The organism is Ensifer sp. Root1252, assembly GCF_001425885.1.
Lineage (GTDB): Bacteria > Pseudomonadota > Alphaproteobacteria > Rhizobiales > Rhizobiaceae > Ensifer > Ensifer canadensis.
On sequence record NZ_LMDT01000012.1, the window covers coordinates 738,315 to 755,364 of the forward strand.

Genomic DNA, 17,050 nt, shown 5'->3' on the forward strand with positions numbered 1-17,050 from the left:
TGTTCCGTGGTGAAATGACGCCGAATGTGTCAAGGCTTACGGCCGGCGGAGATGTCGGCGAGCATGCGGTTCATCTCTTCCTCGATCGTCGGCTCCTTGCGGACATCGTCGATCGGTGCGCCGAGCATCGGCTCATGGCGGGCGGCAGCGGCCACAGGCGCGCGATTTTCCGGACGTGCGGCCGCCGCAGCCGGCGTCAGCCGCTGCAGGTCACCGCTGATTTCGGCGTCGAGGATACGTTCGAAGTCCGAAAGCGCGCTTTGGGCAACGGGCTGCGATTGGGCAACGGCTGCAGGACGCTGTTCCTGCACTGGCGGCTGGGTCGGCAGCACGCGGCTGCGGGCGGCATCGAAGATGCCCTCGACCTTCTCGGCCGTATTGACAGGGGCAACGATCTCGGGCGCCTGTGGCGCAACCCTTTCGACCGGACGCGGCTCAATGGCCATCACGGGGGCCATCACAGGAGCCGGGCGCTGTTCGACAATCGGGCGAACCGCCGGGGCCGGCTCGACACGCGCAACCGGCTGCTCCTGCGGTATCGCCGCCGGACGCACTGGCGCGGCGACGGCCATCTCCGGCTGTACGACAGGGCGCAACTGCACCGGCGCTGCTGCCCTTGTCTCTGTTCCATTGCCGCTGGCAACCGGCTGCTCGATCGGCTTGCGCTCGATGACTGCCGGACCGTCGTTCGCTGAGGCGCTCTCATCGATCGGTGCAATCCGGCTTTCGATGACGATATCCGTAGGTCCGCCGATCATGATCAGGTGTTCGACGTCGTCGCGACGCACGAGCACCAGGCGACGGCGTGTGTCGACAGCGGCCGCATCGAGCACAGCGAGGCGAGGCTGCCTGTTCTTGCCGCCGCGAATGAAGGGCGACGACGGCCTGTTGCGCATGATCCAGAGCACGGCCACGAGGCACAGAAGCCCGATCGCAACGGCGCCGGCGGCGATAATGAATCGGCTACCGTTGTCTCCGACGATCGTTTCCATCATAGGCTGAACTCCTTAAAGCCTTTCGAGTGGCAGTATTTGACGGCTTTTTTCGGGCTTGGACAAGCACTTCGCCGACATTCCCTGTGAATTGACCGCTGCGCTTCCGCACAGGTGCTTTTTGCTGTTATCTCTGATCGTTAAAGATGATTCCTATCCGAATGATCGAGGGCGTGTCGGGATTGGCCGATTTCACCTGGCGGATTGCGCGGATGCCGGCCGGAGCGCCGGACCGTATCGGCTATGTGCCGGGCGGTATTGGCGGCAGATGAGGACCCGATGACGAAAATGCGGCAGTCAGGTGACTACCAGATGCCGGTTGTTGACCGTGGCGTCAGGCCGGGAACCGTCATGCGGATCGTCCTGCTTGCGATCGTTCTGACCGTCTCTGCGATCGCCTTCGTGATCTTCAAGAACGAGTTGGACAACGAGATCGTGCTCGGCATCCTTGGCGTTCTTGCCATGGTCGGCATCTTCTTCCTCGTCTCGTCGGTCATCGGCTTCATCGAGGTGATGCCGCAATCGCGGCCGGACGAACTGGCGCGCGCCTTTCTCGACGCCCATGAAGACGGCACGATCGTCACCGACCGCAAGGGCCGCATCATTTACGCCAACGCCGCCTACGGCGCGCTGACCGGCGCGAAGAATTCTGCCGGCATCCAGTCGCTCGAAACGATCCTGTCGCGAAACCGCGAGGCGACCGAAGCGATCTACCGCCTCACCAACGGTCTGCACGAAGGCAAGCAGGGGCACGAGGAGTTTCGGCTGTTGAAGCCGCTGGCGACCGGTGCTGCGTCCAGCGGCTCTGGTGCCCACTGGTTTCGCTTGAAGGCCCGGGTGTTGCCGCTCGAAGATAGTGACCGCAACCCGCTCTATCTCTGGCAGATTGCCGACATCACCGCCGAACGTGACGACCAGGAGCGGTTCTTCAAGGAACTGCAGAACGCCATCGATTATCTCGACCATGCTCCGGCCGGCTTCTTCTCCGCCGGGCGCAAGGGCGAGATCTTCTACATCAACGCTACCCTTGCGGATTGGCTGGGCATCGACCTGACAAAATTCCAGCCGGGCTCCATGAGCATCGGCGATCTTGTCGCCGGCGAGGGGTTGACGCTGGTGCAATCGGTGCAGGCGGAGCCAGGCCTGAAGAAGACCAAGGTGCTGGATCTCGATCTGCGCAAGTCCAACGGCCAGAGCCTGCCGGTGCGCATGGTGCACCGCGTGTCGTCGGCACGCGATGGCGCGCCCGGCGAAAGCCGGACCATCGTCATGTCGCGCGACGGCGGCGAGGACGAGGATCAGTCGGCGTCGAGCGCTGCGATGCGCTTCACCCGCTTCTTCAACAATACGCCGATGGCCATCGCCTCGGTCGACGGCAACGGTCGCATCCTTCGCACCAATGCGCCGTTCCTCAAGCTGTTTTCCGGCCTTGTCTCCCAGGACGATGTCGAGCGTGGCGCGCTGATCGAAACGGTGGTGCATCCGACGGAAAAGGGCCGTCTGCATGAGGCGCTTGCCGCCGCCAAGGATCGCCAGGGCGATATCGCGCCGATCGACGCCTTGCACCCGGCCGATGGCGAGCGGCATTTCCGCTTCTATATCAATGCCGTCATCGACCAGAGCGATCAGGCTCCGGAAGAGGCAGCGATCATCTACGCGCTGGAGATTACCGAGCAGAAGGCGCTCGAAAACCAGATGGCGCAGACGCAGAAGATGAATGCGGTCGGCACGCTTGCGGGCGGCATCGCGCACGATTTCAACAACGTGCTGACGGCGATCCTGCTGTCCTCCGACCACCTGCTTTTGTCGGCGCGACCGGCCGATGCGAGCTTTGCCGATCTGATGGAGATCAAGCGCAACGCCAATCGTGCGGCGGTGCTCGTCAGGCAGTTGCTCGCCTTCTCGCGCAAGCAGACCATGCGGCCGACAGTGCTGAGCATGACCGACGTGATCGGCGACCTGCGCATGCTCGTCGATCGCATGACCGGGACCAACGTCAAGGTCGAAGTCGACTACGGGCGCGATCTCTGGCCGGTGCGCACGGATCTCGGCCAGTTCGAGCAGGTGCTGCTCAACCTTGCCGTCAATGCGCGCGATGCCATGCCGTCAGGCGGCATCATCACGCTTCGCACGCGCAATCTGCCGGCAACGGAAATCGCGGCCATTGGCCGGCGCGAACTGCCGGAGGAAGATTTCGTCATGGTGGAGGTTTCCGACCAGGGAACCGGTATTCCGCCAGAAATTCTCGACAAGATCTTCGAGCCCTTCTTCACCACCAAGGAAGTCGGCAAGGGCACGGGCCTTGGTCTTTCGATGGTCTACGGCATCGTCAAGCAATCCGGCGGCTACATCTATCCGGAATCCGAAGTCGGCAAGGGAACCACCTTCCGCATCCTGCTGCCGCGCCATATCGACATTCCGGAAGCCGCGGGTGAACCGACGCAGGGCGCATCCAATGGGGCGGTGACGCTGCCGCCGGCTGAAGCTGTCGCCAAGCCAGTCGCCAAGACCGAGGAACCGACCGATCTCACCGGTGATTCAGCCGTCGTCCTCCTGGTAGAGGACGAAGAAGCGGTCCGCCGCGGCGGCAAGCGCATGCTCGAGACCCGCGGCTATACCGTGCACGAGGCAGGCTCTGGCGTCGAAGCACTCGAGATCATGGAGGAGCTCGATGGCGCCGTCGATATCGTCGTTTCGGACGTGGTGATGCCGGAAATGGACGGGCCGACACTCTTGACGGAGCTGCGCAAGAAGTACCCGGACCTGAAGTTCATCTTCGTCTCGGGTTACGCGGAAGATGCCTTCGCCCGCAATCTTCCTGCCGACGCCAAATTCGGCTTCCTTCCGAAACCGTTCTCGCTGAAGCAACTGGCCGTGGCCGTGCGCGAGATGCTGGACTCCTGAGGCGTGCGCGAAACTGCGCAGTGCATTGAGCGAATCTGAGAAATCGCGGCGCGCATTTCGGCGCTCGCCAAGAATTGCAGTCCAACAAAAAGCCCGACGCTTTCGCGCCGGGCTTTTCTCTTATGATCTTAATGTCAGTCGACTACTTCGCGGTCAGCGCCACAGCGATTTCGCCGGCGAGGCGGGCATTGTTCTCGACCAGCGCTATGTTGGTTTCGAGGCTGCGGCCCTCGGTCATGTGGAAGAGGTTGTCGAGCAGGTACGGGGTGACCTCCTTGCCGGAAATCTCATCGCGTTCGGCGTTGTCGAGCGCGCGGCCGATGTAGATTTCCATCTCCTCGCGCGCGATCTCGCTTTCGGCCGGAACCGGGTTCGCGATCAGCATGCCGCCATCGACGCCGAGCAGTTCGCGCATGTTCTGGAAGTTGGCGATTGCCGCTGGGCTGTTGAGCATCAGCGGGCTCTTGAGGCCCGAATCGCGCGACCAGAAGGCCGGGAACACGTCGCTGTCATAGGTCACAACAGGCACGCCGCGGGTTTCGAGGACCTCGAGCGTCTTCGGAATGTCGAGGATGGCTTTCGCGCCGGCGCAAACGACGATGACGGCCGTGCGTGCCAGTTCGTCGAGGTCGGCGGAGATGTCGAAGCTCAGCTCGGCGCCGCGGTGCACGCCGCCGATGCCGCCGGTCGCAAAGACGCGGATGCCGGCGCGGGCAGCGGCGATCATGGTGGCGGCAACGGTCGTCGCGCCGGTGCGGCGCTCGGCGATGGCAAAGGCGAGATCGGCGCGCGATACCTTCATCGCGCCTTCGGTCTTGGCCAGCTCTTCCAGCTTCGCATCGTCAAGGCCGATATGCAGAACGCCGTGAATGACGGCGATCGTCGCCGGAACGGCACCCTGGTCGCGGATGATCGCTTCGACGCTGCGGGCCATGTTGAGGTTGCCCGGATAGGGCATGCCATGGGTGATGATCGTCGATTCCAGTGCCACGATCGGCGCGCCGCGTGCCTTGGCGGCTGCAACCTCGTCGGAATATTCCATCGGCAGGAAGGGGGAAGCGGGTTTGGTCATGGTTTTTCCTTGGGAGTTCGGCTGGCGGCGTTCATGCCAGCATTTGAGGTGCCGGCACAAGGGCCAGTGCCTGTTCGAGGTTGGCCTGCGACATTTGTTCCGAGGCGGCCAAGGGAGAGCGAAGCGTAATGCCGGCGGCGGCAATGCCGCGCCGCAGGCATTCCGACAGATCATGGCCGGCAAGACGGGCGGTGAGGAAGCCTGATGCCAGGGCATCGCCGGCGCCGGTAACATCGGCGAGCTCCGGCAGGGCCGGCGGCGTCGCGACGCAGACGGTTTCGCGATCGAAGGCGACGACCGCTCTGCCGCCTCGGGTAACGACGCCGCCATTGAGCCCGGCGGCGCGCAAAAGCGGCGGCCAACCCTCAGCATCCGCCGCATCCTTGCCGGTGAGCGCCCGCGCCTCGGCCTCGTTCATGAACAGGAAGCTGAGCCTGACCAGGCTCGGCTGGAATCGGATCACCTTTGCCGGCGATACGGCGATACCGGCGACAATGCGCCCATCCGTCGACGCCGCCGCTACGAGGGCGGCGATGGTTTCTTCGGGCAGGTTCGCATCGGTCAGCACCAGCCGGCTGTCGGCGATGGCATCGCGCAATGCGCGCCGCTGCAACTGGCGCGGCGAGAACATCCGGTAGAGATCCATGTCGGCAAGGGCGATCACCAGGTTGCCGTCATTTTCAATGATCGCAGTGTAGCTCGGCGTCTGGCGGTCGAGAAAGGTGAGGGGATTGTCGATGACGCCGGCAGCCGCTGCGGCCGCCGTCACGATGTCGCCAGCAGCGTCACCACCGCGCGTGCTGATCATCCGGACGCTATGACCCAGTCGTGCCAGGTTGCGCGCAGCGTTGAAGCCGCCGCCACCTGCCTCTTCGAACCAGGTGCCGGGGTTGCTCGAACCGGGTGCGGTCGTGCCCGAGATGCGGCCGCGCCGATCGATATGAGCGCCGCCGAAGACGGCGATTTCGCCTTCCTTCATGAATGTTCCTCTGCTGTCTATCGGCCGAATCGGATCGGGAGGGTTCATCGTCTCAGGGTGCGCCTGGCGCTGCCAAAAAAATTACGCAGCAAAGCGTGAACATGAATCGAACACAATCCGAATAATTCCTATTTTTCAATGTCTTGTCCTGCTCTTGCAAAAACGGAACAAAACATGTACAAAAACTCGTGCGGCGGCTTCATTGCCTCGGTAGCTTCAATAACCTAAAGGTGGACCAAATGGCACAAAACTCTTTGCGGCTCGTAGAGGACAAATCGGTGGATAAAAGCAAGGCACTTGAAGCGGCACTTTCCCAGATCGAACGGTCGTTCGGCAAGGGATCGATCATGAAGCTCGGTGGGAAGGACAGCATCATCGAGATCGAGACGGTTTCGACCGGCTCTCTCAGCCTGGACATCGCACTCGGCATTGGTGGCTTGCCGAAGGGCCGCATCGTCGAAATCTATGGTCCGGAAAGCTCGGGCAAGACGACGCTGGCGCTGCAGACCATCGCAGAAGCACAGAAGAAGGGCGGCATCTGCGCCTTCGTCGACGCCGAACACGCACTCGACCCGGTTTATGCGCGCAAGCTGGGCGTCGATCTCGAAAACCTGCTGATCTCGCAGCCCGATACCGGCGAACAGGCGCTCGAAATCACCGATACGCTGGTACGCTCCGGGGCGATCGACGTTCTCGTCATCGACTCCGTCGCAGCGCTCGTGCCGCGCGCCGAAATCGAAGGCGAAATGGGCGACAGCCTGCCGGGCATGCAGGCCCGTCTGATGAGCCAGGCGCTGCGCAAGTTGACCGCCTCGATCTCGAAGTCGAACTGCATGGTGGTCTTCATCAACCAGATCCGCATGAAGATCGGCGTCATGTTCGGTTCGCCGGAAACGACGACGGGCGGCAATGCGCTGAAGTTCTACGCCTCCGTTCGCCTCGACATCCGCCGTATCGGTTCCGTCAAGGAGCGCGAAGAAGTCGTCGGCAACCAGACGCGCGTCAAGGTCGTCAAGAACAAGATGGCGCCTCCCTTCAAGCAGGTCGAATTCGACATCATGTATGGCGAAGGCGTCTCGAAGACCGGCGAACTCGTCGATCTCGGCGTCAAGGCTGGTATCGTCGAGAAGTCCGGTGCCTGGTTCTCCTATAACAGCCAGCGCCTCGGCCAGGGTCGCGAGAACGCCAAGTCGTTCCTCAGGGACAATCCGGACCTGTCGCGCGAGATCGAGACGGCTCTGCGTCAGAACGCCGGCCTGATCGCCGACCGGTTCCTCGAGAATGGTGGTCCGGAACCCGACGACGGCGACGACGCTGCCGAAGCATAAGCAGCGAGCCGAGCTTCAAGCTTTCAAAACCGGTCGCCTTCATCGGCGGCCGGTTTTTTGCTGCCGTCTGGACAGCATGATACGCGAACGATAAAAGCCTGTGGTTCCGGCGACCGAGGGCGTTGGAGGGCGCAGCCGTCAGCGATGGCCGCGGGGTCGAAGGATAACGGCGAGTGGCGCGGCAGATGCCGGGGCCTAGGCCTGAATTGGTGCACAGATAGGACGCAAGATGAGCGGCGTGAATGAAATCCGGTCGACGTTTCTCGACTATTTCCGCAGGAATGGTCATGAGGTGGTGTCGTCGAGCCCGTTGGTACCGCGCAACGACCCGACGCTGATGTTCACCAATGCCGGCATGGTCCAGTTCAAGAACGTCTTCACCGGGCTTGAGCAGCGTCCCTATTCGACGGCCGTGACGGCGCAGAAATGCGTGCGCGCCGGCGGCAAGCACAACGACCTCGACAATGTCGGCTACACCGCGCGCCACCACACCTTCTTCGAGATGCTCGGCAATTTCTCCTTTGGCGATTACTTCAAGGAAAACGCTATCGAGCTTGCCTGGAACCTGATCACCAGGGAATATGGCCTCGACGCCAAGCGCCTGCTGGTCACGGTCTATCACACCGACGACGAAGCCTTTGGCCTTTGGAAAAAGATCGCCGGCCTTTCCGACGACCGCATCATCCGCATCCCGACCAGCGACAATTTCTGGGCCATGGGCGATACCGGCCCTTGCGGTCCTTGCTCGGAAATCTTTTACGACCACGGCGACAAGATCTGGGGCGGGCCTCCTGGTTCTGCCGATGAGGACGGCGACCGCTTCATCGAGATCTGGAACCTCGTCTTCATGCAGTACGAGCAGATCACCAAGGAAGAGCGCGTCAACCTGCCGCGTCCGTCGATCGACACCGGCATGGGCCTCGAGCGCCTGGCAGCCGTGCTGCAGGGCCAGCACGACAACTACGAAATCGATCTCTTCCGCGCATTGATTGCCGCGTCTGAAGAAGCAACCGGCGTCAAGGCCGAAGGCGACCAGCGCGCCAGCCATCGCGTCATTGCCGACCACCTGCGTTCGTCCGCCTTCCTGATCGCCGATGGCGTGCTGCCGTCGAACGAGGGCCGTGGTTATGTGCTGCGCCGTATCATGCGCCGCGCCATGCGCCACGCGCAGCTGCTCGGTGCCCGCGATCCCTTGATGTGGAAGCTGCTGCCGGCGCTCGTCGGCCAGATGGGCCGCGCCTATCCGGAACTGATGCGCGCCGAGGCGCTGATCTCGGAGACGCTGAAGCTCGAGGAAACCCGCTTCCGCAAGACGCTGGAGCGTGGCTTGAACCTCCTGTCCGAAGCCTCGGCCGACCTTTCCGAAGGCGATCAGTTCAATGGCGAAACCGCCTTCAAGCTCTACGATACCTACGGCTTCCCCCTCGACCTGACCCAGGATGCGCTGCGCGCCAAGGGCATCAGCGTCGACACCGACGCCTTTACGACCGCCATGGAGCGGCAGAAGGCCGAAGCCCGCGCCAATTGGGCAGGCTCCGGCGAAGCGGCAACCGAAACCATCTGGTTCGAGCTGCGCGAAAAGCACGGCGCGACCGAGTTCCTCGGTTACGATACGGAAGTTGCCGAAGGCGTCGTCCAGGCGATCTTGCGCGATGGCGCTGTCGCTCAGTCGGCCACCAAGGGTGAAACCGTCCAGATCGTCCTCAACCAGACGCCGTTCTACGGCGAATCGGGTGGACAGATGGGCGATACGGGGACGATCACCACCGACGGCGGCAAGCTTGTTGTGACCGACACGCAGAAGCGCGGCGAGGGCCTGTTCGTTCAATTCGGCGTCGTTGCCGAAGGCACGATCAAGACCGGCGACGCGGCCCAGCTCGAAGTCGATCATGCCCGCCGTTCGCGCCTTCGCGCCAACCATTCGGCCACCCATCTGCTGCATGAGGCGCTTCGCGAGGTGCTCGGCACCCATGTGGCGCAGAAGGGCTCGCTGGTTGCGCCCGAGCGCCTGCGCTTCGACGTATCGCATCCGAAGCCGATGACGGCCGAGGAGCTGAAGATCGTCGAGGAGATGGCAAACGAGATCATCGTTCAGAATACGCCGGTCACCACGCGCCTGATGAGCGTCGACGATGCGATTGCCGAAGGCGCCATGGCGCTCTTTGGCGAGAAATACGGTGACGAAGTGCGGGTCGTGTCCATGGGGCAGGGCATTCACGGCTCCAAGGCCAACCGTGCCTATTCGGTCGAACTCTGCGGCGGCACCCACGTTTCGGCAACCGGCGACATCGGTCTGGTGCGCGTCGTTTCCGAAAGTGCCGTTGGCGCCGGCGTGCGCCGCGTCGAGGCGCTGACGGGCGAGGCAGCCCGTGCCTATCTCAACGAGCAGGACGAGCGGGTGAAGACGCTTGCCAACACGCTCAAGGTTCAGCCGGGCGACGTGCTCGGCCGCGTCGAGGCACTGCTCGACGAGCGCCGCAAGCTGGAGCGCGAACTGACGGAAGCCAAGAAGAAGCTGGCGCTCGGTGGCGGCGGTCAGGCCGGATCGACCGATGCCGCGCGCGACATCGCCGGCATGCGTTTCCTCGGCAAGGTCGTTTCCGGTGTCGAACCAAAGGATCTGAAGAGCCTGGCCGATGACGGCAAGAAGAGCCTCGGCTCCGGCGTCGTCGCCTTCGTCGGCGTTTCCGGCGATGGCAAGGCAAGCGCAGTCGTGGCTGTCACCGACGATCTGACTTCCAAGGTCAGCGCAGTCGATCTCGTGCGTATCGCCTCGGCCGCCCTTGGCGGCAAGGGCGGCGGCGGCCGCCCTGATATGGCGCAGGCCGGCGGCCCTGACGGCGAGAAGGCAGCCGACGCGATCGAGGCCGTTGCCGTTGCATTGGCCGGCTAAGGACACTGCATAATTCCTCAAATCGGATGCGATTGGAGGATAAAATTATGCAGCAAGTTTAAGGTGTTACAGTGCCATTTGCGCGTCATACTTGATGCGCGGCGCTGTAGGCGCAGAAACGTGAAATTGAAAAGGGCGCCGGTTTCGGGCGTCCTTTTTTGTGATTGCGATTGCCCCCTCTGCATGCTCGCCGCAAAACTCCGCAGGATTTGTCAAAGTCGTCTATGGTCTACCGATCCGTGAGCAAAGCGCGAAGGGCTAGACATGGACGAGCGGGCGACCTGGGCAAGCTACGAAAGACGGCTGCACAGGGTGAGCGACTACATTTACGGCCATCTCAACGAGGAGCTCGATCTCGACCGTCTCGCTGAAATCGCCTGCCTGTCGCCACACCACTGGCACCGAATCTACAGGGCCGTCCACGGCGAGACGTTGGCGGCAACGGTCAAGCGGCTACGGCTGCAGAAGGCCGCCGCCGATCTCGTGCAGTCCGATCTTCCTGTCGAAGCGATCGCGCAGCGCTCTGGCTACCCCAATATTCAATCCTTCAACCGCACCTTCAAGGCCGTCTATGGACTGCCGCCGGCGCGGTATCGGAGGGAGGGCAGCCACAAAACCTTCGAAACCGCTTCATCGGAAGGAATTGCGGATATGTATGAAGTCACCCTCAAGGAGATCGACGGCTTCGATCTCGTCGGCGTCGCCCACTCCGGCTCTTATATGGGCATCGGCAAGGCATTCGAGACGCTCTACGGCACACTGATTTCGCGCAATCTTTATCGTCCGGACATGGAGATGATCGGCATCTATCTGGATGATCCGGAACTGGTGCCGGCGGACAGGCTGCGCTCCTTTGCCTGCGTCACCGCCAAGGAGACCCTGCCTGCCGATGCACCGCTGACACCCCAGACGCTCGAGGGCGGACGCTATGCCGTTCTGCGCCACAAAGGCCCCTATGCGGACATGCCCTTGGCCTATCAATGGCTTTACGGCACGTGGCTGCCGCAATCCGGCCGCGAGGTGCGCGACAGCCTGATGTTCGAGAAGTATCTCAACAATCCGCGCGACGTGCCGCCGACCGAGCTCTTGAGCGAGATCTATCTGCCGCTGAAATGACCCGCTCGACTTCTCTCGTCATCCTCGGGCTTGCCCCGAGGATCCACCTGAGCCGTCGCCAACGCACAGATGTCCTTGGGCTCAAGAGGCTTGGCCTGGATGCTCGGGTCAAGCCCGAGCATGACAGAGGGAATGGGTCGCCAGAGGTTCTTGGAACTGCGGCTATCCAACCAAAAAGAAACCCGGCACAAGGCCGGGTTTCGCATTCGGGTCGATGGCGTGTGCCGATCAGGCAGCCATTGCCTTCTTCAGGTTCTCGTCGATCTTGTCGAGGAAGCCGGTGGTCGAGAGCCACGGCTGGTCGGGGCCGATCAGGAGCGCCAGGTCCTTGGTCATGAAGCCGGCTTCGACGGTATCGACGCAGACCTTTTCCAGTGTTTCGGAGAAGCGGGCGAGTTCGGCATTGCCGTCGAGCTTGGCACGATGGGCAAGGCCACGGGTCCAGGCGAAGATCGAAGCGATCGAGTTGGTCGAGGTCTCTTCGCCCTTCTCGTGCTGGCGGTAGTGACGGGTCACGGTGCCGTGGGCCGCTTCTGCTTCGACCGTCTTGCCGTCCGGCGTCATCAGAACCGAGGTCATCAGGCCGAGCGAGCCGAAGCCCTGAGCCACGATGTCGGACTGGACGTCGCCGTCGTAGTTCTTGCACGCCCAGACGTAGCCGCCGGACCACTTCAGCGCCGAAGCGACCATGTCGTCGATCAGGCGGTGTTCGTACCAGATCTTCAGTTCCTTGAACTTCTCGGCGAATTCTTCCTCGAAGACCTTCTGGAAGATGTCCTTGAAGCGGCCGTCATAGACCTTGAGGATGGTGTTCTTGGTCGAGAGGTAGACCGGAACCTTACGCTGGATGCCGTAGTTGAACGAAGCGCGGGCGAATTCGGTGATCGAATCGTCGAGGTTGTACATGCCCATGGCAACACCGGCCGACGGTGCGTCGAAGACGTCGTATTCGATTTCCTTGCCGTCTTCGCCGACGAACTTCATCGTCAGCTTGCCCTTGCCGGGGAACTTGAAGTCGGTGGCGCGGTACTGGTCGCCGAAGGCGTGACGGCCGACGATGATCGGCTTGGTCCAGCCCGGAACCAGACGAGGCACGTTCTTGCAGATGATCGGCTCGCGGAAGATGACTCCGCCGAGGATGTTGCGGATGGTGCCGTTCGGCGACTTCCACATCTTCTTGAGCTTGAATTCTTCGACGCGGGCTTCGTCCGGGGTGATCGTGGCGCACTTGACGCCGACGCCGTGCTTCTTGATGGCGTTGGCTGCATCGATCGTCACCTGGTCGTCGGTGGCGTCGCGGTTTTCCATGCCGAGGTCATAATACTCAAGATCGACGTCGAGGTAGGGATGGATCAGCTTGTCCTTGATGAACTGCCAGATGATGCGGGTCATCTCATCGCCGTCGAGTTCGACGACCGGATTGGCGACCTTGATCTTTGCCATGAATATGCCTCGTAGCTTAGCGGGACAACGGGAGCGATGTCCCTTCCTCTTTAGAAAAATCCAGAGCCCTATAGCATTGTGAAACGGCAAGGCAAAGCATGCTTGGCTGAAACTTTGGGTGGAGACTCGATCGACCGGCGGGCAGGGGCCGAGGATGGGTTTTGGACTGGTTTAAGCCGGCCTGCGCCTTGAAAAGATCGGAGGCAGCGTTAATCAAGAAGAAGCGGTGACGCGTCGATGGTCACCGTAGCAGGCAAAAGGCATCCGATGGAAATTCGCTCCCGCGTGCGCGACTGGCTTCTCGCCAATGATCCTGCCTTTTCCCGGCTGCGCCAGGCGACGCGCATCACCGCGACGATCGTTTCGTCGGTTTGCCTGCTGATGGCCTTCCACTATCTCGTGGCGCCATTGCCGCCGGCAGCCTACGGCCTTGCCGTTTCGCTCTCGATCGAAGGCGGCCTTGCCGTCCGCGACCGCACGCACGGCGAACAGCTCGTGACCCGTATAATCGCCGTCATCGTTGGCGTCTCGATGGTCGCGCTGGCCTCGGTGCTGGAGAGCCACCGCTACGTCTCCGATGTCGTTTTCCTGTCGATCATCTTCCTGGCGGTCTATTGTCGCTCCTTCGGGCCGAGATGGTTTGCCGTCGGCATGTTCGCCTTCATGTCCTATTTCATCGGAGCTTATCTGCGTCCGACGATTGACCAGTTGCCCGCACTGGTCTTCGGTGCAGCGGTTTCGGCCATGGTCGCCCACCTGGTCCGCACCGTGCTTCTGCCCGACCACCGCTATCGCGACCTCATGCGCGCTGCGGCCAGCGTCCAGCAGCGCGTCGACCAGATGCTGGAGGAGCTGGTCGATGTCGCACGCAAACCGACCCTGATCGAGACGGATCGCACCCGGCTGCACCGGAGGGAAGAGCGCCTCAAGGAGGCGGTGCTGATGGCGGAAAGTTTCATTCCGACCGAGAACCGACGCCCGGAACCCGAGCCCGGCCTTGCCTCGTCGGATGTGGTGATCAACCTTTTCGACCTGCATCTGGCGGCAGAAAGCGTCATCGTGCTGAGCCTTCAGGCCATGCCTCCGGTCGCATTGGTCGAAGCGATGCTTACGCGCAACTCCGCCGAGATCGAAGCGGAGACGGCGCGCATCGACCGCACGAACGAGCGGCTTGTCGAGACCGTCAAGGCGCTCTCGTGGCTGCGCAATGTTCGCCAGCGCCTCGCCCATAGCCTGGAAAAACTCGACGCGCATGATCTCGAGGATCCGGTGGAGCGAGCCGTTGCCCCGGCGTCCACGCGTCCAAAGCTGACAGTGTCTAATCCGGCGCTCAAAACGGCCATCCAGATCACGCTCGCCGCCGGCATCGCCATGGTGTTCGGGCTGATGCTGTCGCGCGACCGATGGTTCTGGGCGGTGCTGGCTGCCTTTCTCGTTTTTACCAACACCCGCTCGCGCGGCGATACGGCGGTCAAGGCGCTACAGCGCTCGGCCGGTACGCTATTTGGCATCGTGGTCGGCATCGTCGCCGGCACGCTGGTTGCCGGAAACATCTATTTGGTGCTGCCGCTGAGTGCGCTCTGCATCTTTCTCGCGTTCTATTTCCTCGCAGTTTCCTATGCGTCGATGACCTTCTTCGTCTCTATCGTGCTGTCGCTGCTCTACAGCCTGATGGGCGTGCTGACCCCACAGCTGCTGCAGCTGCGGCTGGAGGAAACCCTGATCGGCTCCATCGCCGGTACTGTGGTTGCCTTCGTGGTTTTCCCGACCCGTACGCGAACATCGCTTGATCTCGCGATCAAGGCCTGGTGTGGCGAACTGACAGGACTGCTGCAAGCGGCGAAGGAGGGCGCCTCCGGCATGGCGCTGATTGCGCGGTCGCAGTCCGTCGACCGCGCCTACCGCGAGCTTGCCGCGGCGGCCAAGCCCCTTGGCGTTTCCTGGCAGCTTGTCACGCGCCCCGGCCACGTCAGGCAGACGCTGGCGATCTTCATGGGGTGCACCTATTGGGCGCGCGTGTTTGCCCGTCGCGTTGCCGACGAGGCCGACGCCGTCGGCTCCACGTTCCACACCGACATCGACGAAAATCTGACATTGGTTCGCTCGATCGCGGAGAAAGGGGCCGGCTATTTCTACGACGGCGGCCGCGTCGCCGGGCCAGTCAGCCGACATCTGCCGATATCGAAGGACGATGCGGAACTGGGGCTGGAGATGATCGGCATCTCCCTCAGCCGTCTGCATCCGGCAACACCGTGATGCCCGCAGTCCTCAGCATGTCGGCCGGACTTTAATTTTCCGGTCTTTTGTGCGAGGGAAGCGCCGAACAGAAGGCGAAGGCGAAAGACATGGCAGGCACCAACAGCGAACGAGAACTCCTGACCGAAGGACCGGCGATCATTCTCGCCTATCCGCAGCTCGGCGAGAATATCGGCATGGTTGCCCGCGCCATGGCCAATTTCGGCCTGTCTGAACTGCGCCTCGTCAACCCGCGCGATGGCTGGCCGAACGAAAAGGCGCAGTCTGCCGCCAGCCGCGCCGACCACGTCATCGAAGGCGCCAAGCTCTACGACACGCTGGAAGAGGCGATCGCCGACCTCAACTTCGTCTATGCGACAACGGCGCGCGACCGTTACGGCTACAAGCCGGTTCGCTCGCCGATAGTGGCGGCGCGCACGCTGAGACAGCGCTTCGTAGCCGGCGAGGCGACCGGCATCATCTTCGGCCGCGAGCGCACCGGATTGACGAACGAGGAAGTGGCGCTTGCCGACGAGATTGTGACGTTCCCCGTCAATCCGGCTTTCGCTTCGCTCAATCTCGCCCAGGCGGTGCTGCTAATGTCCTACGAGTGGCTGAAGACGGGCATGGAAAGCGAAGACCAGACGTCGTTCCAGGCACTGGAGCAGCGTCCGGCGAAGAAAGACGATCTGCAGGGCCTGTTCGATCACCTCGAGGATGCGCTGGAAGCGCGCAACTATTTCCGCTCCGCCGACAAAAAGCCGAAATTGGTCGAAAATCTGCGCACAGTTCTGACCAGACCAGCCTTTACCGAAACGGAAATCCGGGTGCTGCGCGGCGTGATTTCGTCGCTCGATCGGTTTTCGCGTGAACATCCCCGAGGTTCCGGCGCTCCCGTTGATCACAGCAGGGCCGAGCACAACAAGAAAGTATCAGACAGCGGTGACAGCGACTGAACTGAAACCCATTCTCGTCTTCGACAGCGGCATCGGCGGGCTCACGGTGCTGCGCGAGGCGAGGGTGCTGATGCCGGAGCGGCATTTCATCTATATCGCCGACGATGCCGGCTTCCCCTATGGCGGCTGGGAGGAAGAGGCCTTGCGCGCCCATGTCATCGCGCTCTTTGGCCGGCTGCTGGCCGAGCACGATCCCGAAATCTGCGTGATTGCCTGCAACACCGCATTCACCCTCGTCGGTGCCGATCTGCGCGCCGCCTTTCCGCAGATGACCTTCGTTGGCACCGTGCCGGCGATCAAGCCGGCGGCCGAGCGCACGCGCTCGGGGCTGGTTTCCGTGCTTGCGACACCAGGCACGGTCAAGCGCGCCTATACGCGCGACCTCATCCAGTCCTTCGCCAGCCAATGCCATGTCCGCCTGGTCGGATCGGAGAACCTCGCCAAGATGGCCGAGGCCTATATTCGCGGCGAAAAGCTCGATGATGCGGAGGTATTGGCCGAGATCACCCCGTGCTTCATCGAGATGGATGGCCGCAAGACCGATATCGTCGTTCTCGCCTGCACGCATTATCCCTTTCTGGCCAATCTGTTCCGCAAGCTGGCGCCCTGGCCGGTCGACTGGTTGGATCCAGCCGAGGCCATCGCCCGGCGGGCCCGCTCGCTCGTGCCGCTGCCCGACGGCTTTGAGCCGTTGAACGGCGAGGACCCGGCGATCTTCACTTCGGGAAATCCCGATTTTTCCACACGCCGGCTGATGCAGGGCTTCGGCCTGACCGTCATGTCGAACGTCACTACCCCCGAACAGACGGCCGCCAGCGAAACGATCGGCTAGAAGAAGATCGCCAGCAGGACGCCAATCGACGCGGCGAGCGCAATCGCAATCAGGAAGTTCGCGCGGCCTGATTGCGCGGATTCCTTTTTCGAGACGATGCGTTGACCATCCTCGTAGTTCATCTGGAAGTGGTTTTCGGTCTCGTTCTGATCCATTCGTGGCCCGGAAATCCCGGTCGCTCAAAGACGTATGGGCCGGGGCAGGCGCTTGTTAAAGATGTATCAATAGGTTTATTCAACGTTTCCGCGCAAACAACCGGGTGAACTGGCCGATCTTTCCATGGTCCACAACGCGGTATTC

The 17,050-nt window shown here is 62.2% G+C and carries 12 protein-coding genes; 7 read left to right on the forward strand and 5 right to left on the reverse strand.

Translation table 11 applies throughout. The features are described 5' to 3' along the window. Positions 1 to 29: 29 nt before the first annotated feature. Entirely contained in the window at positions 30 to 995 is a 966-nt protein-coding gene (locus ASD02_RS16120) for a flagellar biosynthetic protein FliO (protein WP_057208683.1), read from the reverse strand. A gap of 276 nt (positions 996 to 1,271) precedes the next feature. Here ASD02_RS16120 and ASD02_RS16125 point away from each other — a divergent pair, with 276 nt between their 5' ends. Further along, positions 1,272 to 3,896 carry a PAS domain-containing sensor histidine kinase gene (locus tag ASD02_RS16125; RefSeq protein WP_025427179.1) on the forward strand — a complete coding sequence of 875 codons (2,625 nt, stop codon included), beginning with the start codon at positions 1,272 to 1,274 and terminating at the stop codon, positions 3,894 to 3,896. A gap of 142 nt (positions 3,897 to 4,038) precedes the next feature. Here ASD02_RS16125 and ASD02_RS16130 read toward each other — a convergent pair whose 3' ends face one another. Then, positions 4,039 to 4,968 (reverse strand): pseudouridine-5'-phosphate glycosidase, encoded by a 930-nt coding sequence (locus tag ASD02_RS16130; protein ID WP_025427178.1) that lies wholly within the window; start codon positions 4,966 to 4,968, stop codon positions 4,039 to 4,041. 31 nt (positions 4,969 to 4,999) lie between these two features. Beyond that, positions 5,000 to 5,947, reverse strand: coding sequence for a carbohydrate kinase family protein (locus ASD02_RS16135; RefSeq protein ID WP_057208681.1), 948 nt, complete (start codon positions 5,945 to 5,947; stop codon positions 5,000 to 5,002). Positions 5,948 to 6,186: 239 nt separating this feature from the next. Between ASD02_RS16135 and recA the strand changes: the two genes are divergently transcribed. From recA to ASD02_RS16150, 3 genes are all read left to right on the forward strand, one after another. Beyond that, a complete protein-coding gene (gene recA, locus ASD02_RS16140; RefSeq protein WP_025427176.1) occupies positions 6,187 to 7,275 on the forward strand; it encodes a recombinase RecA in 1,089 nt (362 codons plus the stop codon). A 229-nt stretch (positions 7,276 to 7,504) separates the two neighbouring features. Beyond that, positions 7,505 to 10,168, forward strand: a complete 2,664-nt coding sequence (gene alaS / locus ASD02_RS16145) for an alanine--tRNA ligase (RefSeq protein WP_057220822.1) — start codon at positions 7,505 to 7,507, stop codon at positions 10,166 to 10,168. Between the two features lie 264 nt (positions 10,169 to 10,432). Next, a complete protein-coding gene (locus tag ASD02_RS16150) occupies positions 10,433 to 11,284 on the forward strand; it encodes an AraC family transcriptional regulator (RefSeq protein ID WP_025427174.1) in 852 nt (283 codons plus the stop codon). A 228-nt stretch (positions 11,285 to 11,512) separates the two neighbouring features. On the opposite strand, the gene ASD02_RS16155 is transcribed toward ASD02_RS16150, so the two are convergent. Then, complete coding sequence (locus tag ASD02_RS16155; RefSeq protein ID WP_025427173.1) at positions 11,513 to 12,727, reverse strand: NADP-dependent isocitrate dehydrogenase; 1,215 nt, start codon at positions 12,725 to 12,727, stop codon at positions 11,513 to 11,515. A gap of 267 nt (positions 12,728 to 12,994) precedes the next feature. Here ASD02_RS16155 and ASD02_RS16160 point away from each other — a divergent pair, with 267 nt between their 5' ends. The 3 genes from ASD02_RS16160 (at position 12,995) to murI (ending at position 16,750) form a co-directional block, all read left to right on the forward strand. Then, entirely contained in the window at positions 12,995 to 14,983 is a 1,989-nt protein-coding gene (locus ASD02_RS16160; protein ID WP_057208679.1) for an FUSC family protein, read from the forward strand. 89 nt (positions 14,984 to 15,072) lie between these two features. After that, on the forward strand, positions 15,073 to 15,918 hold the full coding sequence (locus ASD02_RS16165; RefSeq protein ID WP_025427171.1) for an RNA methyltransferase: 846 nt from the start codon (positions 15,073 to 15,075) through the stop codon (positions 15,916 to 15,918). Next, the gene (gene murI, locus ASD02_RS16170) at positions 15,905 to 16,750 is read left to right on the forward strand and encodes a glutamate racemase (protein ID WP_025427170.1); all 846 of its coding nucleotides are present in this window, start codon (positions 15,905 to 15,907) and stop codon (positions 16,748 to 16,750) included. The genes ASD02_RS16165 and murI overlap by 14 nt, the downstream gene beginning before the upstream one ends. Here murI and ASD02_RS38260 read toward each other — a convergent pair. Further along, complete coding sequence (locus tag ASD02_RS38260; protein WP_156407977.1) at positions 16,747 to 16,905, reverse strand: hypothetical protein; 159 nt, start codon at positions 16,903 to 16,905, stop codon at positions 16,747 to 16,749. The two genes, murI and ASD02_RS38260, sit on opposite strands and share 4 nt — an antisense overlap. Between the last annotated feature and the right edge of the window lie 145 nt (positions 16,906 to 17,050).